Below are 16,436 nucleotides of genomic sequence, written 5' to 3'. Positions count from 1 at the left end.
TCACGGATCCGCCCTTCCATCAAGTGGTTCCTGGTTTGCTTGTGTCGAGCCGGGTGCAGCGGACTACAGAGACTGGAGTCGCCGAATGCGGTCGTCCGTGGCTCGTCGCGCCAGATCGGTCTGGGGTGCGAATATTTCGAAGCCGTGGGGAGCGCCGGCATGGAGATGAAACTCCGTAGGCACGCCCGCCGCCCTAAGTCGCTTGGCATAGGTCAGGTCCTCGTCCCAGAAGATGTCTAATTCACCCACGTCGATGTAGGTCGGCGGCAAACCAGACAGATCGTCGGCGCGAGCAGGCGCGGCGTATGGCGAGACCTCGTCGGTGCCGCCCATGCTTCCGAGGAATGCCGTCCAACCTGTGGCGTTGTCGTCGTAATCCCACGTCAGGAAGGGTTGCGGTGGTGAATCTGGGGCGGCGGTCCGATCGTCGAGCATCGGGGCGAATAGCAGCTGCTGTGCCAGTGGCGGGCCGCCTCGATCCCGGGCCAGCAGAGCTACACCGGCGGCAAGCCCGCCGCCCGCGCTACCGCCCATCACCGCGATGCGCTGCGGGTCGATGTCGAGGTCGCTTCCGTGCTCGGCCAGCCATACGAGTGCCGCGTAGCAATCTTCGACGGGAGTGGGATATGGATACTCGGGCGCGACTCGATAATGCACGGACAACAACGGCACGCCGGACGATGCGACATACGCCCGGGCCAACGTCTCGTAGTTCCGGTGCCAGCCCAGAATCATCCCGCCGCCATGCAGAAAAAGCGCGGCGCTGCCGCGCCGACGCGTCTCGGCGCGGGTGTAGAGGAACAACGGCAGCCGTGTGCCGTCGGTGGCCGTGGCCGCGTATTCGCCCACATCGATCCCGTTGACAGGCAGCAATGTTGGTGCGGCGCGGTCTAGTGCACGTCCGATGACGGCACGCCGGGTCTGCCAATCCCCGAGCGGCGGTCGACTCACCATCGCGGCAGCTGCCAGTAAGGGGCTCAGGGCTTGAGCTATCTGGGCGTCGATCCAAAAGTCCAGGCGCGCTTTCGTGTTGGCGGGGTCACGGTCGGAAGGCGCGTAGCTAGCCACGGCGCCGAGGCTATGGCCTGCAACCGCTCACCGGATAGCCGCGCTGCGCGGGGATGTGGTCATTTCACGCGAAGTGGCCGCGCCACCGGAACGGCCGGAAGCCGGGCGGCGCAACGTCTCGGTCGGTGTCTCGCCGTAACGAGCCGCGTGGGCGGCGGCGAACCGGCCGAGATTGCTAAATCCCCACCGATAAGCAATCGAGGCGACCGTAACCGCTGACGGGTCAGATCTGAGCAGGCAATGATGGGCTCGTCTCAACCGGACCTCGCGCAGATACGCCATCGGCGAAGTGCCCAAGTGACGTCGGAATCCCTGCTGTAGTGAACGAACGCTGACGTGACAGCGCGCCGCGATCGAGGAGAGCGTCAACGGCAGACCTGCCTCTGCTTCCATGATTTCGACCGCGGTACGGATAGCTCGGGGGGCGCCCAGCCGTTCGTTTCTGATGAGGGCGTCGCGGTGCGGATGCTCGGCTGCGAGTAGGAACCCGCGCACCAGGCTGTCAACGAAAGGCAATGCCACCAGCGGTTGGTTCAGCACCGTGTCGGGCCGGAATAGCTGCTCTTTGAGCAGCGCAACCATGGTGATCCAGCTGCGGGCAGGTGCCGCAGTGGTGGACATGACGGGTGTGAAGTCAGGTTGCCACGTCACCTGCTGACCGAGTGCGTCGCTGAGCGCATCGTCGACTGCCGAGCGGTCGATCTTCAAAGAGATCAATCTGCTTCCTGCGGTCCAACGCGCTGCGGTGTGGCCCTCTGGGGGATACACGGACGCCACACCAGGCCCGGTGGTAAGAGAGAACCCCCGATACACCCCCTCGATGTGTCCGGATAGCGGAACCACTATCCGATAGGAACCGCACAGCTCGCCGGCGTCCATTGACAATTCAGCGCCCAGGACGATTTCAGAGACCGTGACCAGCCCCATCCGGCCCACCCGATGCATGAGTGAAAACTCATCGGGGTCCGTCAACGAATTCAGGTGAGGCTCGCCGCAGCACACCAGAGCAAAATCATTGAAGTCTTTCGCCGGCGTCCATAGGTGCGAATTTGCAGTGTCCGCCGCCGGCCGTCCTTCCGCTCGGTCGCCTTCACTCACCGTTCGCAGATCTCCTGTTCCACACCCGCGCACGCGACGTTAGCGCCGGTGAGTTTGCTGCGCCATGCCGTGACGGCCGTTCTACGCGCACCGTCCAAAGCACTGCGCTAATCGGCCAGGCAGTCCGTCGGCATACCGATTATCGTCGAGACCGTGCCGTCGAACCATTGGCGATACCAAGACCAAATCCATGAGCCGTACAGAAGTTTGTCCAGCCCAACGCTTTCACGACTACCACGCCGAACGCCGCACCCGGAACTGAGCGATCGATCGCGAGGCTGCGGTACGGGTTCGGTACGTTGACGACGAGACGACACCGCGATTCGAGATCGCCGCGCCGTCCCTGCGATTGGTTCGTTACGTCGCCACAACGTCGGATTGATAGCGGCGGTCGTTCACTTCAGCGGCGAATTCGGCGTATGCCGTGCGGAGCTCGTTGCCCGGCCAGCGGGCCGGCAGTAGGTTCTCAGGCAGCACCGGGTCTGTCATCAAGTGCCGCATGATGGCTGCAGCAGCAATAAATTGTTCAAGCGGCTCTGAAGCGTTGGCCATTTCATCAAGTAGTCGTCGGCCGCCCTCCGCCCACCCGGGAAGATCCCACAACATGCCGGAGAGCTCAGCAGGTGCATTGTCGTATGTGTACAAGATCCGCGCCCGCTCTTCGAGGTCGACGGGCAGTTCCAGCTTGAGATTGTCGGGCCTCATCCACACGCCCTCGCGCAATTCAGCAAATCGGTTGTCGTACAGGTCCCTTCGCGTATCAGCCCGAATGCGGGGGTCGATGCCGATGCTGGTGATCACGACCGTTACCCACGCCCCGCGCCACACACGAGTCGGCGGCCGCAGGGCATCGTCCTGTTTCCGGCGCCGAGCCAGCAGCCGGTCTGACAGGCGATAGCCGTCCGGGGACCGGACCAAGTCTCCGCTGGCCACCATCCGGGTGAGTGCTACACGCAACGCGGCCTCGGTGATCGCATACTCAGACGTCAGGCGTATCAGTTCAGCCGAGGTGGCCGATGCGGGGTGAAGGCCCAATAATAGGCTGAGGATGACCGAGCGAGCCGTAAGCCGGTCGAAAGAATCCGGCATCACCTATACCTCTCAACACGAATGGGCGGTTAATTCGAAATAAGCTGTGCCACGGGCGTAATCCGGTTCGCCGGACTCATCCCTTTACCAGGGCGCGCTCGAGGATTGGGGCCAGTTCCAGACCGTCGGGCAGGGTGCCGAACGCGCCGCCCCAGCGGCCGTCGAGCCGGGTGGTTAGGAACGCCTCGGCGACCGCGGGGTGCCCGTGGCGCACCAGCAGCGAGCCCTGCAGGGCCAGGCAGATGTCCTCGGCGACCTTGCGGGCCCGGTAGGCGATGGTCTCGGTGTCGGCCAGGTCGCGGCGCAGCTGCTCGACGTGGCCGCCCAGCCGCGAGTCCTGACCGGCGCTTGGGGCCAGTTCGGCGAACAACACCTCCACGCATTCGGGCCGGGTGGCCATGGCGCGCAACGTGTCCAGCGCGCTGACGTTGCCCGAGCCCTCCCAGATGCCCATCAGCGGCGCCTCCCGAAACAACCGGGGCATCCCGGAATCCTCGACATAACCGTTGCCACCCAAGCATTCCAGCGCCTCGGCGGCGTGCGGGGTGGCCCGCTTGCACACCCAGTACTTGCTGGCGGCCAGCCCGATGCGGCGCAGCAGCGCCTCGGTCACATCCCCGCGCACCGCCCGATCCGTAGCCCCGGCCATGCGCATCGCCACCATCGTGGCCGCCTCGGCCTCCACCGCCAAATCGGCCAGCACATTGCGCATCAGCGGCTGATCAATCAGATACGCCCCGAACGCCTTGCGATGCTGAGCATGGTGTATGGCCATGGTCAGCCCGGTACGCATGCTGGTGGCGCTGCCCAGCGTGCAGTCCAACCGCGTGAGGTTGACCATCTCGATGATGGTCCGCACACCGCGGCCCTCCTCGCCCACCAACCACGCGATGGCCCCGTCGTACTCCACCTCACTCGAGGCGTTGGCGTGGTTGCCGAGCTTGTCCTTCAAGCGCTGCAACAACATCCGGTTACGTGTGCCGTCGGGCAGCACCCGCGGAAGCAGAAAACACGACAACCCGCCCGGCGCCTGCGCCAACACCAAAAAAATGTCACCCATCGGCGCCGAGGTGAACCACTTGTGTCCGGTCAAGCTGTAGCTGCCATCAGCGTTGGGGGTGGCCTGGGTGCTGCCCGCGCGCACATCAGAACCAGCCTGTTTCTCGGTCATCGACATGCCGGCGGTGATGCCGGCCTTGATGGTGGCCAGCTTTGGCTCGGGGTCGTACTCACCACTGGTCAGCAACGGCTCGTAGACCGCAGCCAACTCGGGGTTATGCCGCAGCGCCGGGACGACGGCGTAGGTCATCGAAATCCCGCACATATGCGCGGATTCGACGGTCCACACGCTCGTCTTCGCCGCCCGCACCACATGCGCGCCGGGCCGGTTGTCGGCCCACGGCGCCGCATGCAACCCATGCCCGATCGCTGCACGCATCAACTCGTGATAAGCCGGGTCATACTCCACCTCATCAACGCGGTGGCCGTAACGATCGTGGGTGTGCAGAACCGGCCGGTGACGATCCGCGAGCTCGCCCCACCGCTGCGCCTCCGGGCTGCCGGCAAGCGCCCCAACGTCATTCACCTCCTCCAACCCCCACTGACCGCCCTCGCGAACCAGGGCCTCCACGAGCACCGCAGAGCTGGCCGGATTGAAGTTCTCGAGCGGCGGAACCTGATTTGAAACGACGTGAGTGTCAGACATGCCACTGATATTACGCTTTTTCTACAGCTATGCAAGATAGTGTAAGCCGAGATCCCCGCCTCTCCTTGGCGCAGCGGCCCCCTGGGCCGACGGGAGGACGCCAACCCATCCGGAAAGTGCCGACGACGTCCTTACAAGTGCTTGACGCGAAGATGCGTCGGTTCGCTTGTCTGAACACGCCTCATTCGGGTATCGAAAGTGGGGACGATGAGGTGCTTGATTACGTAGTGATTAACACTACGGATTGCATACACCTGTCCAGATATCGTAATGGAGCGGTGTACTACCTACGCTGACTGGTCGGCTTAGAGTCAGCCGCCCACACTGCGGGCGGCGCTGCGGACCCAGCGGGCGATCTTGTTAGCGCTTCGAGAATCACTCGGGTCGATTTCTGCTCGCAGCTCTGCAGATGTGGCGCAGCGGACGAGTCCAACGAGTTGGATGGCCTGAAACCGCATCGTAGCCGTCGCGGGCCGTCCCGCTTCACGAGCGAGTTCTTCGGTGATGCGATCCTCGAAGACGGACCATCGCCTCAGCAACGCGGCCTGCAGGCCGGCCGACTCGCCATAAGACCGCTGTAAACCAAACATGTCGGCGACGGCTTCGGGTTGCCGGCGGAGGTGCTCTATCACCGCGTCGGCCACGGCCATCACCGGCGCCGTTCCCTTAGGCCTGGAAGCCAATGCCGCCACCAGCCTGTCGAGCAGGTCATAGTCGGACAAGACCAAGTCTTCTTTGGAACGGAAGTAGACGAAGAGCGTCTTGACCGACACATTGGCCGCATCGGCTATTTCGGCGACCGTCACCTTGTCAAACCCCCGCTCGGCGAACAGGAGGTGAGCGGCGTCCAAGATCGCGCGTCGGGTGAGCGCCTTCTTACGATCGCGTAGCGACATCTCGGCTGCCATGGCTCCCCTCGTCCGCCCAGCTCGGCGCATCACGCGCAACCAACTTAGAGTGCACCGAGGTTCAACTGGCCGTTGTACGGCGCTTCTCCTGAGCAGGCATGCTACCACCCAGCAATTAAAAGTAACTGACTACCCTTTTTTATTGACTCACCTTTGTAGTGGACTTACGCTAGCCCGCGGGGACTGCCCGAGGCCCAAGCCCGAGCTTTGGTAGCCGACCACTGACGTAAGTCCACTACCGTGCGGCAATCCCACGACGGCGTCGTCGCTGCATGGATCCCATCAAGGAAGAGGCGTAGTTATGAAGACCACGATGTGGGAGGCTCCCCTGCTGGTAACGGAGATCCTGCGGCACGGCACCACCGTTTGCGCAGACGAGACGGTAACCACGGCTACCGTTTGCGGCTATCGCCAGGCAAGGTTCGACGAGATAGGCCGCCGTGCAGCTCAATTGGCGCACGGGTTACGCAGCCTGGGCATCCGCACAGACGAGCGGGTGGCAACGTTCATGTGGAACAACCAGGAGCACCTGGAAGCGTTTTACGCGGTGCCCTGTATGGGAGCGGTGTTGCACACCCTCAACATTCGTCTGGCCAGCGAGCAGATCGCTTACTGCGCGACGCAGGCCGAAGATCGGGTTTTGCTCGTCGATCAGTCGCTGATCCCCCTACTCGCTCAGGTGCTGCCCAACCTCGACACCGTGCACACCGTGGTGGTGGCGGGCGACGGCGACGTGGAAGCCTTGCAGGTGTCCGGCAAGAGCGTGGTTCGCTATGACGATCTTCTGGCCGGGCAGCCTAGCGTCTTCGACTGGCCACGCTTGAACGAAACGGCGGCCGCAGCAATCTGTTACACCAGCGGCACAACCGGAAACCCGAAGGGAATCGTATATAGCCACCGCTCAACCTATTTGCATGCGATGGCGGTGTGCACTCCGAACGCCATGGCGATCGCTGCGGGTGACCGGGTGTTGCCGATAGTGCCGATGTTTCACGCCAACGCCTGGGGCCTGCCCTACTCCGCGATGATGGCTGGAGCCAGCCTCGTGATGACAGACAGGCACCTGAAGGCAGATCGGCTGGTCGACATGATCGAGCAACACAAAGTGACGATTGCCGCCGCCGTGCCGACTGTCATCAACGATGTCAAGCGCTACTTGGATGGGCAGGTTGGCAGAGACGTTTCTTCGTTGCGCCTGATCCCCTGTGGCGGCTCTGCCGTACCACAGAGGTTGATGAAAGAGTTCCAAGACGGGTACGGGGTACCGATCCGGCAGGCCTGGGGCATGACCGAGACTTCACCGTTGGCCGCCGTGGCTTGGCCGCCCGCCGGCGTCACCGATAACGAGCATTGGCGGCTACGCAATACCGCGGGACGGCCAGTGTGTGGTGTCGAGGCCCGGATCGTGGCCGACGATGGTCGGACGTTGCCCTGGGACGGCAGATCCATCGGTGAGCTCGAGGTCCGCGGAAACTGGGTTACTGCTTCGTACTTCGGTGAGCAACGCTCACCAAGATCTCATGACGGTTGGCTTCCCACGGGCGACGTGGCCAGCATCGACTCCCGGGGCTTCATCACGTTGACGGATCGCGCCAAGGACGTGATCAAGTCAGGCGGCGAATGGATCTCATCAGTCGAGTTGGAGAACCACATCATGGCCCATCCGGCTGTGATTGAGGCATGCGTCGTGGCCGTACCCGACCCACGCTGGCAGGAGCGGCCGCTCGCCGCTGTCGTACCGGCTGACGGTGCCGACGTCACCGCCGCGGAACTGCGCGGCTTCCTCAGCGACCGGGTGCCTCGCTGGCAACTGCCCGAACGGTGGACGTTCATGTGCGAGGTGCCACGGACGAGCGTTGGAAAATTCGACAAGAAAGCCGTTCGCAATGCATACGCCCACCGCCTATACGACGTCATCGTCTGCCATGAGTGACCTGTTGGGCACGAAGCCGCCGGAAGCCCTGGCCGTTGAACCAACCGACGAGGAGAACAAAGTCGCGATCCGAGCCCCGATCGCTGCTTTGGGTCGCCACGCGTGGATGAAAGCACAAACCTTTGGTGACTTTGCCGTGATGTGCTGCGGGCAGCCCAATCTCAAGCTGACGAGCGACCCACGTTCGTTTTCGCTGGCTCAACGGATGGGTCGGATGGGCCCGCTCGCCGTTGCCGATCTCTTTGTCGGCTCAGACATCTCGATCGAGCGCGGCCGGCGATGTGACTCCTACCGGGTATTCGTGCCCCTGAAAGGTGACGTGGTGTCGGTACGTCGAGATTCGACGGTGACGGCCCGCCCCACCACAGCTGCGGTGTTGACGCCGGAAGATCACACCGAGTCGCATTGGGCGACAGGCACCCGGATGATAGCCGTGAGGTTCGATCGTTGCGCTGTCGATGACGCTCTCAGCGATGCGATCGGCCACCAGGTGAGAGGCCCAATCGACTTCGCGCCCCTGGTGCCCATCACCTCCGCGGCCACCCAGAGTTGGGTCAACATGCTGATGCTCCTCGCCAGGCAGCTTTTCGGTCCTGACAACCTGCTCAACCAACCACTGGTGGGGTTGCCGTTTGTCGAAAGCCTGGTGCGCGGTTTCTTGCTGACCGCCAACCATCCGCACCGTGAGGCTCTCGCTGGAGCGGGCGAGTTCGTTGCGCCGCGTACGATCCGCACCGCAATCGAAATCATGGAACAAGAAGCGCATCTGCCCTTGACACTGACTTCGATCGCCGCTCGCAGTCATGCCAGTGTCCGTTCGCTGCAGCAAGGTTTCCGGCACCATCTACACACATCGCCGATGGCATATCTGCGAGAGGTCCGGTTGCGGCGAGCGCACCAGATGCTGTTGGAGTCCAATCCGTCGACGGTGACGGTCGCATCGGTTGCCTACCGTTGGGGCTTCACCAACCTTGGCCGCTTCGCTAGCGCACACGCGACGCGCTACGGTGAGGCTCCGTCGGCGACCTTGCACACCGCGTCTCGGCCCTGCGCTCGCTAGATTCAACCGCCACCAGATGCCGATGTTCGGCTCAGTGCCAGGCCGCAACAGCCACTCGGCGGGCTCCGTCCATAGCACTGCGGGAATCGGCTAGGCACAAAAGGGACGTCTACGTAGCGTCGGGATCGTGCCAATTCTCCCAGTGCCGATCACAGAAGCAAACCCGTGAGTCGCGCGGGACCTTTTCGTACACAGTGCTTCTCAGATGAGCAGGTGGCCGCCCTCAATCGCCGGCTGACCGGCGAAGTGGTGGCAGCCCAACATCCGGCCTACGACCGCGCGCGCCGCATCTGGAACTACATGATCGACCGCCGGCCTGTACTCGAATTTTATGGCCGTCGATGACGGCAACCGCGTCCGAGAGGTCTATCGGAACGGCAAGTACGAGCGCCTGGCCGTCATCAAGGCAAAGTACGACCCCGACAACATTTTCAACAACAACCCAAATATGCTGCCGAGCCCGCTTGGTCAGCGGGAGGTTTGAGTTCACCCCGGCAAGACCGGTGCCGCTCCCGCGATCAACAGGCCGGCCACCTCCGACCACCCCTGCGAGTTCTCCGCGGCCGATGCGGAGTACTGCAGCACCCCTTGGGGCGCGGAGACGTACACCGTGGACGGGTTGGCCGCAATCGCGAACAACGGGATCTGCAGGCCGCGGGCGGGCGCATCGGAGTTGACGCCGTCGAGGTTCACATACGACACGGGGTGGGTGGCGTCGTTGCGGGTGACGACGATGTCGTCGCCGGTGCGCCAGTACAACGACACCACCGAGTTGCCCAACCCAAAGCCCAGCCGCCGCGGATAAGTCAGCGCGAACTGGCCCGCCTGAGTCTGCTCGACGCTGGCCAGGATCACTTCCCCGTCGATCACCATGGCGGCCCTCGTGCCGTCGCGGGAGAGCTGCAGGTCGGTGATGGGACCGGGGAAGCGGCTGGCGATTGCATTGGAGTCCACCGGGATTCGCGCCGGCTGACCCGACGCCGGCTCCTGAATGGCGCGCAGCACGTTGTTGGTGTCGACCACCACCCAGACCGCGTCGTCCAACGACCAGCTGGGCCGCGACAGGTTGTGCCCGTCTGCGGACTGCACCGCCTCGCCGCCCAAATCACCGATCCACAGGGACGCGGCCATGTCCGGCGCGCCGCGGCGCAGGGTGACCACCGAGGCCACCTGCCGGCCGCTGCGCGACAGCGCCGCCCCGGTTTGATCCCCCATCCGGCCGAACGCGCCCGGCACCGTGGTCACCCGCTGCCCGTCCAGCTTGACCAGCGACCCACTGACCAACGCGTGCAGTCCCGCGCCGGCGCCGTCGGCGACACCGGGGTCGGTGGCAGCCACGTCAGAGGTGTTCCAGCCCTGCACAAATCGGTCGTCCAAGGGGGCGCCGTCGGCATTGATCACATACGGACCGCGGATGTCCGCTCGGGCCAGCGTCCAAATGATCTGCGCGGCAAGCAATGTCCGGCTGTGCGGATCGGTGGTGGCCAGCTTCTCCAAGTCGACACGCGCGCCGCCGTACCCCCTCCCCACGCCGCTCTTGCCGCCGTCGGCGCGGGTCACCGGTCCGCGCAGCCGCAGCGGCGGGGACAGCAGATTGCGCACGCTGTGCGCCATTTCGGGGCGGGTTCCGGCCAGCAGCTTGGAGACCAGTTCGGTGGCCAGCTGATCCTGATCGGAGACCGCGACATAGCGCGGGTCGGGCACCACCGTCTTGCCGGTGGGGTCGGCGAAGTACAACGTGTTGCGCTTGTAGGTGGCCTGGAACTGCTGCCAGTCCAGGAACACTCCGTTGGGCAACCGGTCGATGCGCCACCCGCCGGAGGTTTTCACCAACTCGATCGGCCCCGGATCCGGCAACTGCCCTTCGGCCGTTTCGAAGACACCCATGTCCGACAGCGAGCCCAGGATGTCGGCGCGCATGGTGGCCGAAACACGTTCGGCGCCGCGGGTTTCCACGAAGACGACGTGGTCGATCAGCAGCGCGCTACCGGCGTCGTCCCAGGAATTGGACGCCGATTGGGTGAGGAACTGGCGCGCCGCCAGGTGCCGGTTGGCCGGGTCGGCGGTGGCTTTGAGGAACTCGCGCAACAGCACGTCGGGGTCCATGCCGGGGGTTGGCTTGGGCAGGTTCGACGGCGCGGGTCGTTCCACAGTGCCGATGGCTTGCGGAGCCGACGAACTGGGCACACTCGCGCAGCCGCCGAGCAGCAACGCAGCCATCAGCAGGGCCAGCAGGCGGCGCATCAGCCGCTCCGTTCGGCGTGCTCGCGGGGACGCGCTTTGGGCTCGGGCGCGGTCGGCGCGGCGGCCGGCTGACCGTTGGGTTGCGGAATGGGTTTCATGGGCAGCGGGCTGGTGGTCACCTTGTGGCCGCGCACCAGTGGCAGCGTGAGGCGGAAGCAGGCGCCGTTGCCGGGTTCACCCCACGCCTCCAGCCGGCCTTGGTGCAGCCGGGCGTCCTCGATGCTGATGGCCAGCCCGAGGCCGGTTCCGCCGGAGCGCCGCACCCGCGAGGGGTCCGAGCGCCAGAACCGGCTGAACACCAGCTTCTCCTCGCCGGGTCGCAATCCGACGCCGTAGTCGCGCACGGTGACCGCGACGGTGTCTTCGTCGGCGCCCATCCGGATGCGCACCGGCTTGTGCTCGGCGTGGTCGATCGCGTTGGCGATCAGGTTGCGCAGGATGCGTTCGACGCGGCGCGCGTCGACCTCGGCGATGACCTCCTCGGCGGGCATGTCCACCCGCAACTCGATGCCGGCTTCCTCGGCGAGGTGGCCGACGTTGACCAGCGCGCTGTTCACCGTGGTGCGCAGGTCGACCGCCTCCACGGACAGCTCCGCCACGCCGGCGTCGTGCCGGGAGATCTCCAGCAGGTCGTTGAGCAGGGTCTCGAACCGGTCGAGCTCGTTGACCATCAGCTCGGTGGAGCGGCGCAGTGACGGGTCCAGGTCGGCGCTGTGGTCATAGATCAGGTCGGCGGCCATCCGCACCGTGGTCAGCGGCGTGCGCAATTCGTGGCTGACGTCGGAAGTGAAGCGGCGCTGCAGGTTGCCGAACTCTTCGAGCTGGGTGATCTGCCGGGACAGGCTTTCGGCCATGTCGTTGAATGACACGGCCAGCCTGGCCATGTCGTCCTCACCGCGCACCGGCATGCGTTCGGACAGATGCCCGTCGGCGAACCGCTCGGCGATGCGCGACGCCGACCGCACCGGCACCACCACCTGGCGGGACACCAGCAGCGCGATGCCGGCCAGCAGGACCAGCAGCACCAGGCCGCCGGTGGCCATGGTGCCGCGCACCAGCGTGATGGTGGCCTGCTCGTTGGCCAGCGGGAAGATCAGGTACAGCTCCAGGTTCGCCACCCGCGAGGACGTCGGCGATCCCACGATCAGCGCCGGTCCGGAGAAGCCGTCGGTGTGCACCGTCGCGTATTGATAGGCGGCCTGGCCGGCCTTGACGAAGCCGCGCAGCGAATTCGGCACCTGGTCGACGGGACCGGCGGTGGAGGCGGCGCGCGGGCCGTCGCCCGGCACCACCAGCACCGCTTCAAAGGTGCCGGCCAACCCGGCGCCCGAGGCCGGGTCGGTTTTGGAGGTCAGCGTGTTGCGCGCCAGCTGCAGGCTGCTGTCCAGCGAGCGCGTTTCCTCGCCGTTGACGATGCCGCTGACGGTGCTGCGCGCCCGTTCGATCTGGTCGGTCGCGGCCCGCACCTTGATGTCGAGGACCCGGTTGGTGACCTGACTGGTCAGCACAAAGCCCAATGCCAGGATGACGGCCAGCGACAGTCCGAGCGTCAACGCCACCACGCGCAATTGCAGAGACCGGCGCCAGGCGATCGAGACTGCCCGACTAACCGCACTCAAGCCGCGTGTCATGGGGCCGGTACGCCCCCAGCGGTGACCTCTAATCCGTCTCCGCGAGCCCCACATCACGCCCGCCGCTCTGCCCCATCGCGGCGCTCACCAGTAAAGGCGAGGGTCACGGAGGTCCGGCCTTGTATCCCACTCCTCGAACGGTCAACACCACAGTCGGGTTTTCCGGGTCCTTCTCGACCTTGGCCCGCAGACGCTGGACGTGCACATTCACCAGGCGGGTATCCGCCGGGTGCCGGTATCCCCATACCTGTTCGAGCAGCACATCACGAGTAAACACCTGCCGCGGTTTGCGCGCCAACGCGACCAACAGGTCGAACTCCAGCGGGGTCAGCGAGATCTGCTCACCGTTGCGAGTGACCTTGTGCGCCGGCACGTCGATGTCGACATCGGCGATCGAGAGCATCTCGGCGGGCTCGTCGTCGTTGCGGCGCAGCCGGGCCCGCACCCGGGCCACCAGCTCCTTGGGCTTGAACGGCTTCATGATGTAGTCGTCCGCGCCCGACTCTAGGCCCAGCACCACGTCGACGGTGTCGGTCTTGGCCGTCAGCATGACGATCGGCACACCCGAATCGGCGCGCAGCACGCGGCACACGTCGATGCCGTTCATGCCGGGCAGCATCAGGTCCAACAACACCAGATCGGGGCGCAGCTCACGCACCGCCGTCAGGGCCTGAGTGCCGTCGCCGATGACCGCGGTGTCGAAACCCTCCCCGCGCAGCACGATGGTGAGCATCTCGGCGAGCGAAGCGTCGTCGTCGACGACCAGAATCCTTTGCCTCATGGCCTCCATGGTGTCACCGATTCGGGACAAAACTGGCGCACCACACGGGCGTTTCTTCCTCGGTAACGGCAAAAACCGTCAAAATGGCCGTTCTGGGGCCGTCAAAGTGGCGGCCAGTGCGCTTGGATCGACCGCTGCGTCGACGACCAGCCAGCGTCCACCCCACCCTTGGGCGGCCAGTTGGCGGTACACCGCGCCGGTGCGGTGCTGCAGTCCGTCGTCGCGCTCATAGCTGTCGCGGGCGCGGCCGGGGTCGGCGTCGGCGCGGTTGCGGGCGCGCTGCCCGGCCAGTTCGGTGGACACCGCGAGCAGCACCTGCCAGTCCGGCGCGGGCACCCCCAAGCGCTGATATTCCAGACGCTGCACCCAGGCGACGGCCGCTCCGGCGGCGTCTTCATGCAGACGCGCGGCACTGTAGGCCGCGTTGGAGGCGACGTAGCGATCCAGGATCACCACATCGTGGTCACGGGTGAGACCGTCGATCTGCCCGATGGCCGCGGCGCGGTCCAAGGCGAACAGCATGGCCATCGCATAGACCGACGAGGACAGATCGCCGTGCTCGCCGTGCAGCGCTTCGGCGGCGATGTCGGCGGTCACCGACTGGCCGTAGCGCGGAAACGCCAACGTCGCCACCGTCATGCCGGACGCCGCGAAGGCTTGGCTCAGGCCGTCGGTCAGGGTGCGCTTGCCGGAGCCGTCCACGCCTTCGATCGCGATCAGCACGGCGCGAGCCTATCGGTGACAGCGCGAGCAGACGCGAAGTCGCACGAAAAGTGCTCGGAGAGTGCGAGTTCGCGTCTGCTCGCGGTTGAAGATCAGGTCGAGATCAGGTCAGTAGCGATAGTGGTCCGGCTTGTAGGGGCCCTCGACGTCGACACCGAGGTACTCGGCCTGCTCCTTGGTCAGCTTGGTCAGCTGACCGCCGAGCGCCTCGACGTGGATGCGGGCCACCTTCTCGTCCAGGTGCTTGGGCAGCCGGTACACCTCATTGTCGTACTCGTCGTTCTTGGTCCACAGCTCGATCTGCGCGATGGTCTGGTTGGCGAAGCTGTTGCTCATCACGAACGACGGGTGGCCGGTGGCGTTGCCCAGGTTGAGCAGCCGGCCCTCGGACAGCACGATGATGGACCGGCCGGTGTCACCGAAGGTCCACAGGTCGACCTGCGGCTTGATGTTGGTCCGCGTCGCGCCGGAGCGCTCCAGGGCGGCGATGTCGATCTCGTTGTCGAAGTGGCCGATGTTGCCCAGGATGGCGTGGTCCTTCATCGCCTTCATGTGGTCCAGCGAGATGATGTCCTTGTTGCCGGTGGCGGTCACGACGATGTCGGCGTTGCCGATGGCGTCTTCGACGGTCACCACGTCGAAGCCCTCCATCAGCGCCTGCAGCGCGTTGATCGGGTCGATCTCAGTGACGCTGACCCGCGCGCCCTGGCCCTTGGCCGCCTCGGCGCAGCCCTTACCCACGTCGCCGTAGCCGCAGATCAGCACGTTCTTGCCGCCGATCAGCGCGTCGGTGCCGCGGTTGATGCCGTCGATCAGCGAGTGCCGGGTGCCGTACTTGTTGTCGAACTTGGACTTGGTCACCGAGTCGTTGACGTTGATCGCCGGGAAGGCCAGATCCCCGGCCGCGGCGAACTGGTAGAGCCGCAGCACACCGGTGGTGGTCTCCTCGGTGACGCCCTTGACCGATTCGGCGATCTTGGTCCACTTGCCCTTGTCGGTCTCGAAGCGACTGCGCAGCAGGTTGAGGAAGACCTTCCACTCCGCCGGGTCGTCTTCTTCGGCCGACGGCACCACACCGGCCTTCTCGTACTGCATGCCGCGCAGCACCAGCATGGTGGCGTCGCCGCCGTCGTCGAGGATCATGTTGGCCGGCTTGTCCGGGTCGGGCCAGGTCAGCATCTGCTCGGCGGCCCACCAGTACTCCTCCAGCGTCTCGCCCTTCCAGGCGAACACCGGGACGCCCTTGGGCTCCTCGGGCGTGCCGTGCGGGCCGACGACAACCGCCGCCGCCGCGTGGTCCTGGGTGGAAAAGATGTTGCAGGACGCCCAGCGCACCTCGGCGCCCAGGGAAACCAGCGTTTCGATCAGCACCGCGGTCTGCACGGTCATGTGCAGCGACCCGGAGATGCGCGCGCCCTTGAGCGGTTGCACCTCGGCGTACTCCCGGCGCAGCGACATCAGGCCGGGCATCTCGTGCTCGGCGATCCGGAGCTCTTTACGACCGAAATCCGCTAGCGACAGATCGGCGATCTTGAAGTCGATGCCGTTACGAACATCCGGGGTGAGCGCGTTATCCGTCGTCGTCATTACGTGTTTGGTCCTTACTGAGAAAACTTACGGGGGGCCGAGCAGACTACATAGCTTCGTTATGCTCTTGCGCCACTGTAGTCGTCGGCCCCCGGCGCCCTCGGCACGGGACCGTCAGGAAACGATGTTGACCCCGTGACGCTCGGCGAACGGCGTCATCAGCCGCGCCAGGTCCGCCGCCACGTCGTGGTCGGCTTCCGGCGGCATGGACACGTAGCTCAGGCACAGCCGCACGATGGCACGCGACAGCACGTTGGCGTCGTCGTCGCTGGTCGCCACCCAGGTCTGGGTGAACGCGGTGGCCAGCCGGGTCGAGGCACGGGTGATGATCGGCGCGCTGTCGGTGGTGATCAGCTGCAGCAGGTCTGGCTTGGCGACGCCGGTGAGCAGCGAGATCACCAGCGGGTCGGCCGCCGTCTCGGCGAAAAACGACCGGAACCCCTGTAGGAACGACTGATAGATGTCGCCGACGTTGGCTTCCAGAGCTGCGTGCACGGTGTCTACCAGGCGGTCGGCCAGGCGCAGGGCGTATCCCTGCGCCAGGCCCTGCCGGGAGCCGAACTCGTTGTAGATGGTCTGCCGGCTGATGCCTGCCGTCCGTGCGACGTC

The 16,436-nt window shown here is 65.2% G+C and carries 15 protein-coding genes; 4 read left to right on the top strand and 11 right to left on the bottom strand.

Features of this window, described 5'->3' with window-relative positions; all coding sequences use genetic code 11:
* Window positions 1-63: 63 nt before the first annotated feature.
* The 5 genes from A9W95_RS09890 to A9W95_RS09870 all read right to left on the bottom strand — a co-directional run bounded on the left by A9W95_RS09890 (window position 64) and on the right by A9W95_RS09870 (window position 5,811).
* Window positions 64-1,068 carry an alpha/beta hydrolase gene (locus A9W95_RS09890; protein WP_253851613.1) on the bottom strand — a complete coding sequence of 335 codons (1,005 nt, stop codon included), beginning with the start codon at window positions 1,066-1,068 and terminating at the stop codon, window positions 64-66.
* A 27-nt stretch (window positions 1,069-1,095) separates the two neighbouring features.
* Window positions 1,096-2,070, bottom strand: a complete 975-nt coding sequence (locus A9W95_RS09885) for a helix-turn-helix domain-containing protein (protein WP_256388886.1) — start codon at window positions 2,068-2,070, stop codon at window positions 1,096-1,098.
* A gap of 453 nt (window positions 2,071-2,523) precedes the next feature.
* A complete protein-coding gene (locus A9W95_RS09880; RefSeq protein ID WP_067411478.1) occupies window positions 2,524-3,255 on the bottom strand; it encodes a PaaX family transcriptional regulator C-terminal domain-containing protein in 732 nt (243 codons plus the stop codon).
* Window positions 3,256-3,331: 76 nt separating this feature from the next.
* Complete coding sequence (locus tag A9W95_RS09875) at window positions 3,332-4,960, bottom strand: acyl-CoA dehydrogenase family protein (protein WP_067411475.1); 1,629 nt, start codon at window positions 4,958-4,960, stop codon at window positions 3,332-3,334.
* Window positions 4,961-5,271: 311 nt separating this feature from the next.
* A complete protein-coding gene (locus A9W95_RS09870) occupies window positions 5,272-5,811 on the bottom strand; it encodes a TetR/AcrR family transcriptional regulator (RefSeq protein WP_253851612.1) in 540 nt (179 codons plus the stop codon).
* 358 nt (window positions 5,812-6,169) lie between these two features.
* On the opposite strand from A9W95_RS09870, the gene A9W95_RS09865 reads away from it, so the two are divergent.
* From A9W95_RS09865 to A9W95_RS26145, 4 genes are all read left to right on the top strand, one after another.
* Window positions 6,170-7,801 carry a long-chain fatty acid--CoA ligase gene (locus A9W95_RS09865; RefSeq protein WP_067411470.1) on the top strand — a complete coding sequence of 544 codons (1,632 nt, stop codon included), beginning with the start codon at window positions 6,170-6,172 and terminating at the stop codon, window positions 7,799-7,801.
* Window positions 7,794-8,861, top strand: a complete 1,068-nt coding sequence (locus tag A9W95_RS09860) for an AraC family transcriptional regulator (protein WP_067411467.1) — start codon at window positions 7,794-7,796, stop codon at window positions 8,859-8,861. The genes A9W95_RS09865 and A9W95_RS09860 overlap by 8 nt, the downstream gene beginning before the upstream one ends.
* Window positions 8,862-9,074: 213 nt before the next feature.
* On the top strand, window positions 9,075-9,206 hold the full coding sequence (locus A9W95_RS28215) for a hypothetical protein (protein WP_256388885.1): 132 nt from the start codon (window positions 9,075-9,077) through the stop codon (window positions 9,204-9,206).
* Complete coding sequence (locus A9W95_RS26145) at window positions 9,193-9,345, top strand: BBE domain-containing protein (protein ID WP_082982997.1); 153 nt, start codon at window positions 9,193-9,195, stop codon at window positions 9,343-9,345. The genes A9W95_RS28215 and A9W95_RS26145 overlap by 14 nt, the downstream gene beginning before the upstream one ends.
* 2 nt (window positions 9,346-9,347) lie before the next feature.
* Here A9W95_RS26145 and lpqB read toward each other — a convergent pair whose 3' ends face one another.
* The 6 genes from lpqB to A9W95_RS09830 all read right to left on the bottom strand — a co-directional run.
* The gene (gene lpqB, locus A9W95_RS09855; protein ID WP_156746108.1) at window positions 9,348-11,105 is read right to left on the bottom strand and encodes an MtrAB system accessory lipoprotein LpqB; all 1,758 of its coding nucleotides are present in this window, start codon (window positions 11,103-11,105) and stop codon (window positions 9,348-9,350) included.
* Window positions 11,105-12,793, bottom strand: coding sequence for an MtrAB system histidine kinase MtrB (gene mtrB / locus A9W95_RS09850; RefSeq protein WP_067411461.1), 1,689 nt, complete (start codon window positions 12,791-12,793; stop codon window positions 11,105-11,107). The genes lpqB and mtrB overlap by 1 nt, the downstream gene beginning before the upstream one ends.
* A 46-nt stretch (window positions 12,794-12,839) precedes the next feature.
* The gene (gene mtrA / locus A9W95_RS09845) at window positions 12,840-13,526 is read right to left on the bottom strand and encodes a two-component system response regulator MtrA (RefSeq protein ID WP_065160645.1); all 687 of its coding nucleotides are present in this window, start codon (window positions 13,524-13,526) and stop codon (window positions 12,840-12,842) included.
* A 69-nt stretch (window positions 13,527-13,595) separates the two neighbouring features.
* Window positions 13,596-14,240 carry a dTMP kinase gene (locus tag A9W95_RS09840; RefSeq protein WP_067411458.1) on the bottom strand — a complete coding sequence of 215 codons (645 nt, stop codon included), beginning with the start codon at window positions 14,238-14,240 and terminating at the stop codon, window positions 13,596-13,598.
* Between the two features lie 108 nt (window positions 14,241-14,348).
* Entirely contained in the window at window positions 14,349-15,827 is a 1,479-nt protein-coding gene (ahcY, locus tag A9W95_RS09835; protein WP_067411455.1) for an adenosylhomocysteinase, read from the bottom strand.
* Window positions 15,828-15,941: 114 nt separating this feature from the next.
* Window positions 15,942-16,436: TetR family transcriptional regulator (locus tag A9W95_RS09830; RefSeq protein WP_067411452.1), on the bottom strand; the 495-nt coding region annotated here is incomplete at its 5' end.

Source organism: Mycobacterium sp. 1423905.2 (assembly GCF_001673155.1).
Classification (GTDB): domain Bacteria; phylum Actinomycetota; class Actinomycetes; order Mycobacteriales; family Mycobacteriaceae; genus Mycobacterium.
This window is presented reverse-complemented; position numbering and strand designations above follow the sequence as displayed.

Bases quoted from the DNA above. Each gene is read 5' to 3' on its own strand.
- ahcY (WP_067411455.1), bottom strand. From the start codon at position 15,827: ATGACGACGACGGATAACGCGCTCACCCCGGATGTTCGTAACGGCATC.
- A9W95_RS09865 (WP_067411470.1), top strand. From the start codon at position 6,170: ATGAAGACCACGATGTGGGAGGCTCCCCTGCTGGTAACGGAGATCCTG.
- A9W95_RS09880 (WP_067411478.1), bottom strand. From the start codon at position 3,255: ATGCCGGATTCTTTCGACCGGCTTACGGCTCGCTCGGTCATCCTCAGC.
- A9W95_RS09875 (WP_067411475.1), bottom strand. From the start codon at position 4,960: ATGTCTGACACTCACGTCGTTTCAAATCAGGTTCCGCCGCTCGAGAAC.
- lpqB (WP_156746108.1), bottom strand. From the start codon at position 11,105: ATGCGCCGCCTGCTGGCCCTGCTGATGGCTGCGTTGCTGCTCGGCGGC.
- A9W95_RS26145 (WP_082982997.1), top strand. From the start codon at position 9,193: ATGGCCGTCGATGACGGCAACCGCGTCCGAGAGGTCTATCGGAACGGC.
- mtrA (WP_065160645.1), bottom strand. From the start codon at position 13,526: ATGGAGGCCATGAGGCAAAGGATTCTGGTCGTCGACGACGACGCTTCG.
- A9W95_RS09860 (WP_067411467.1), top strand. From the start codon at position 7,794: ATGAGTGACCTGTTGGGCACGAAGCCGCCGGAAGCCCTGGCCGTTGAA.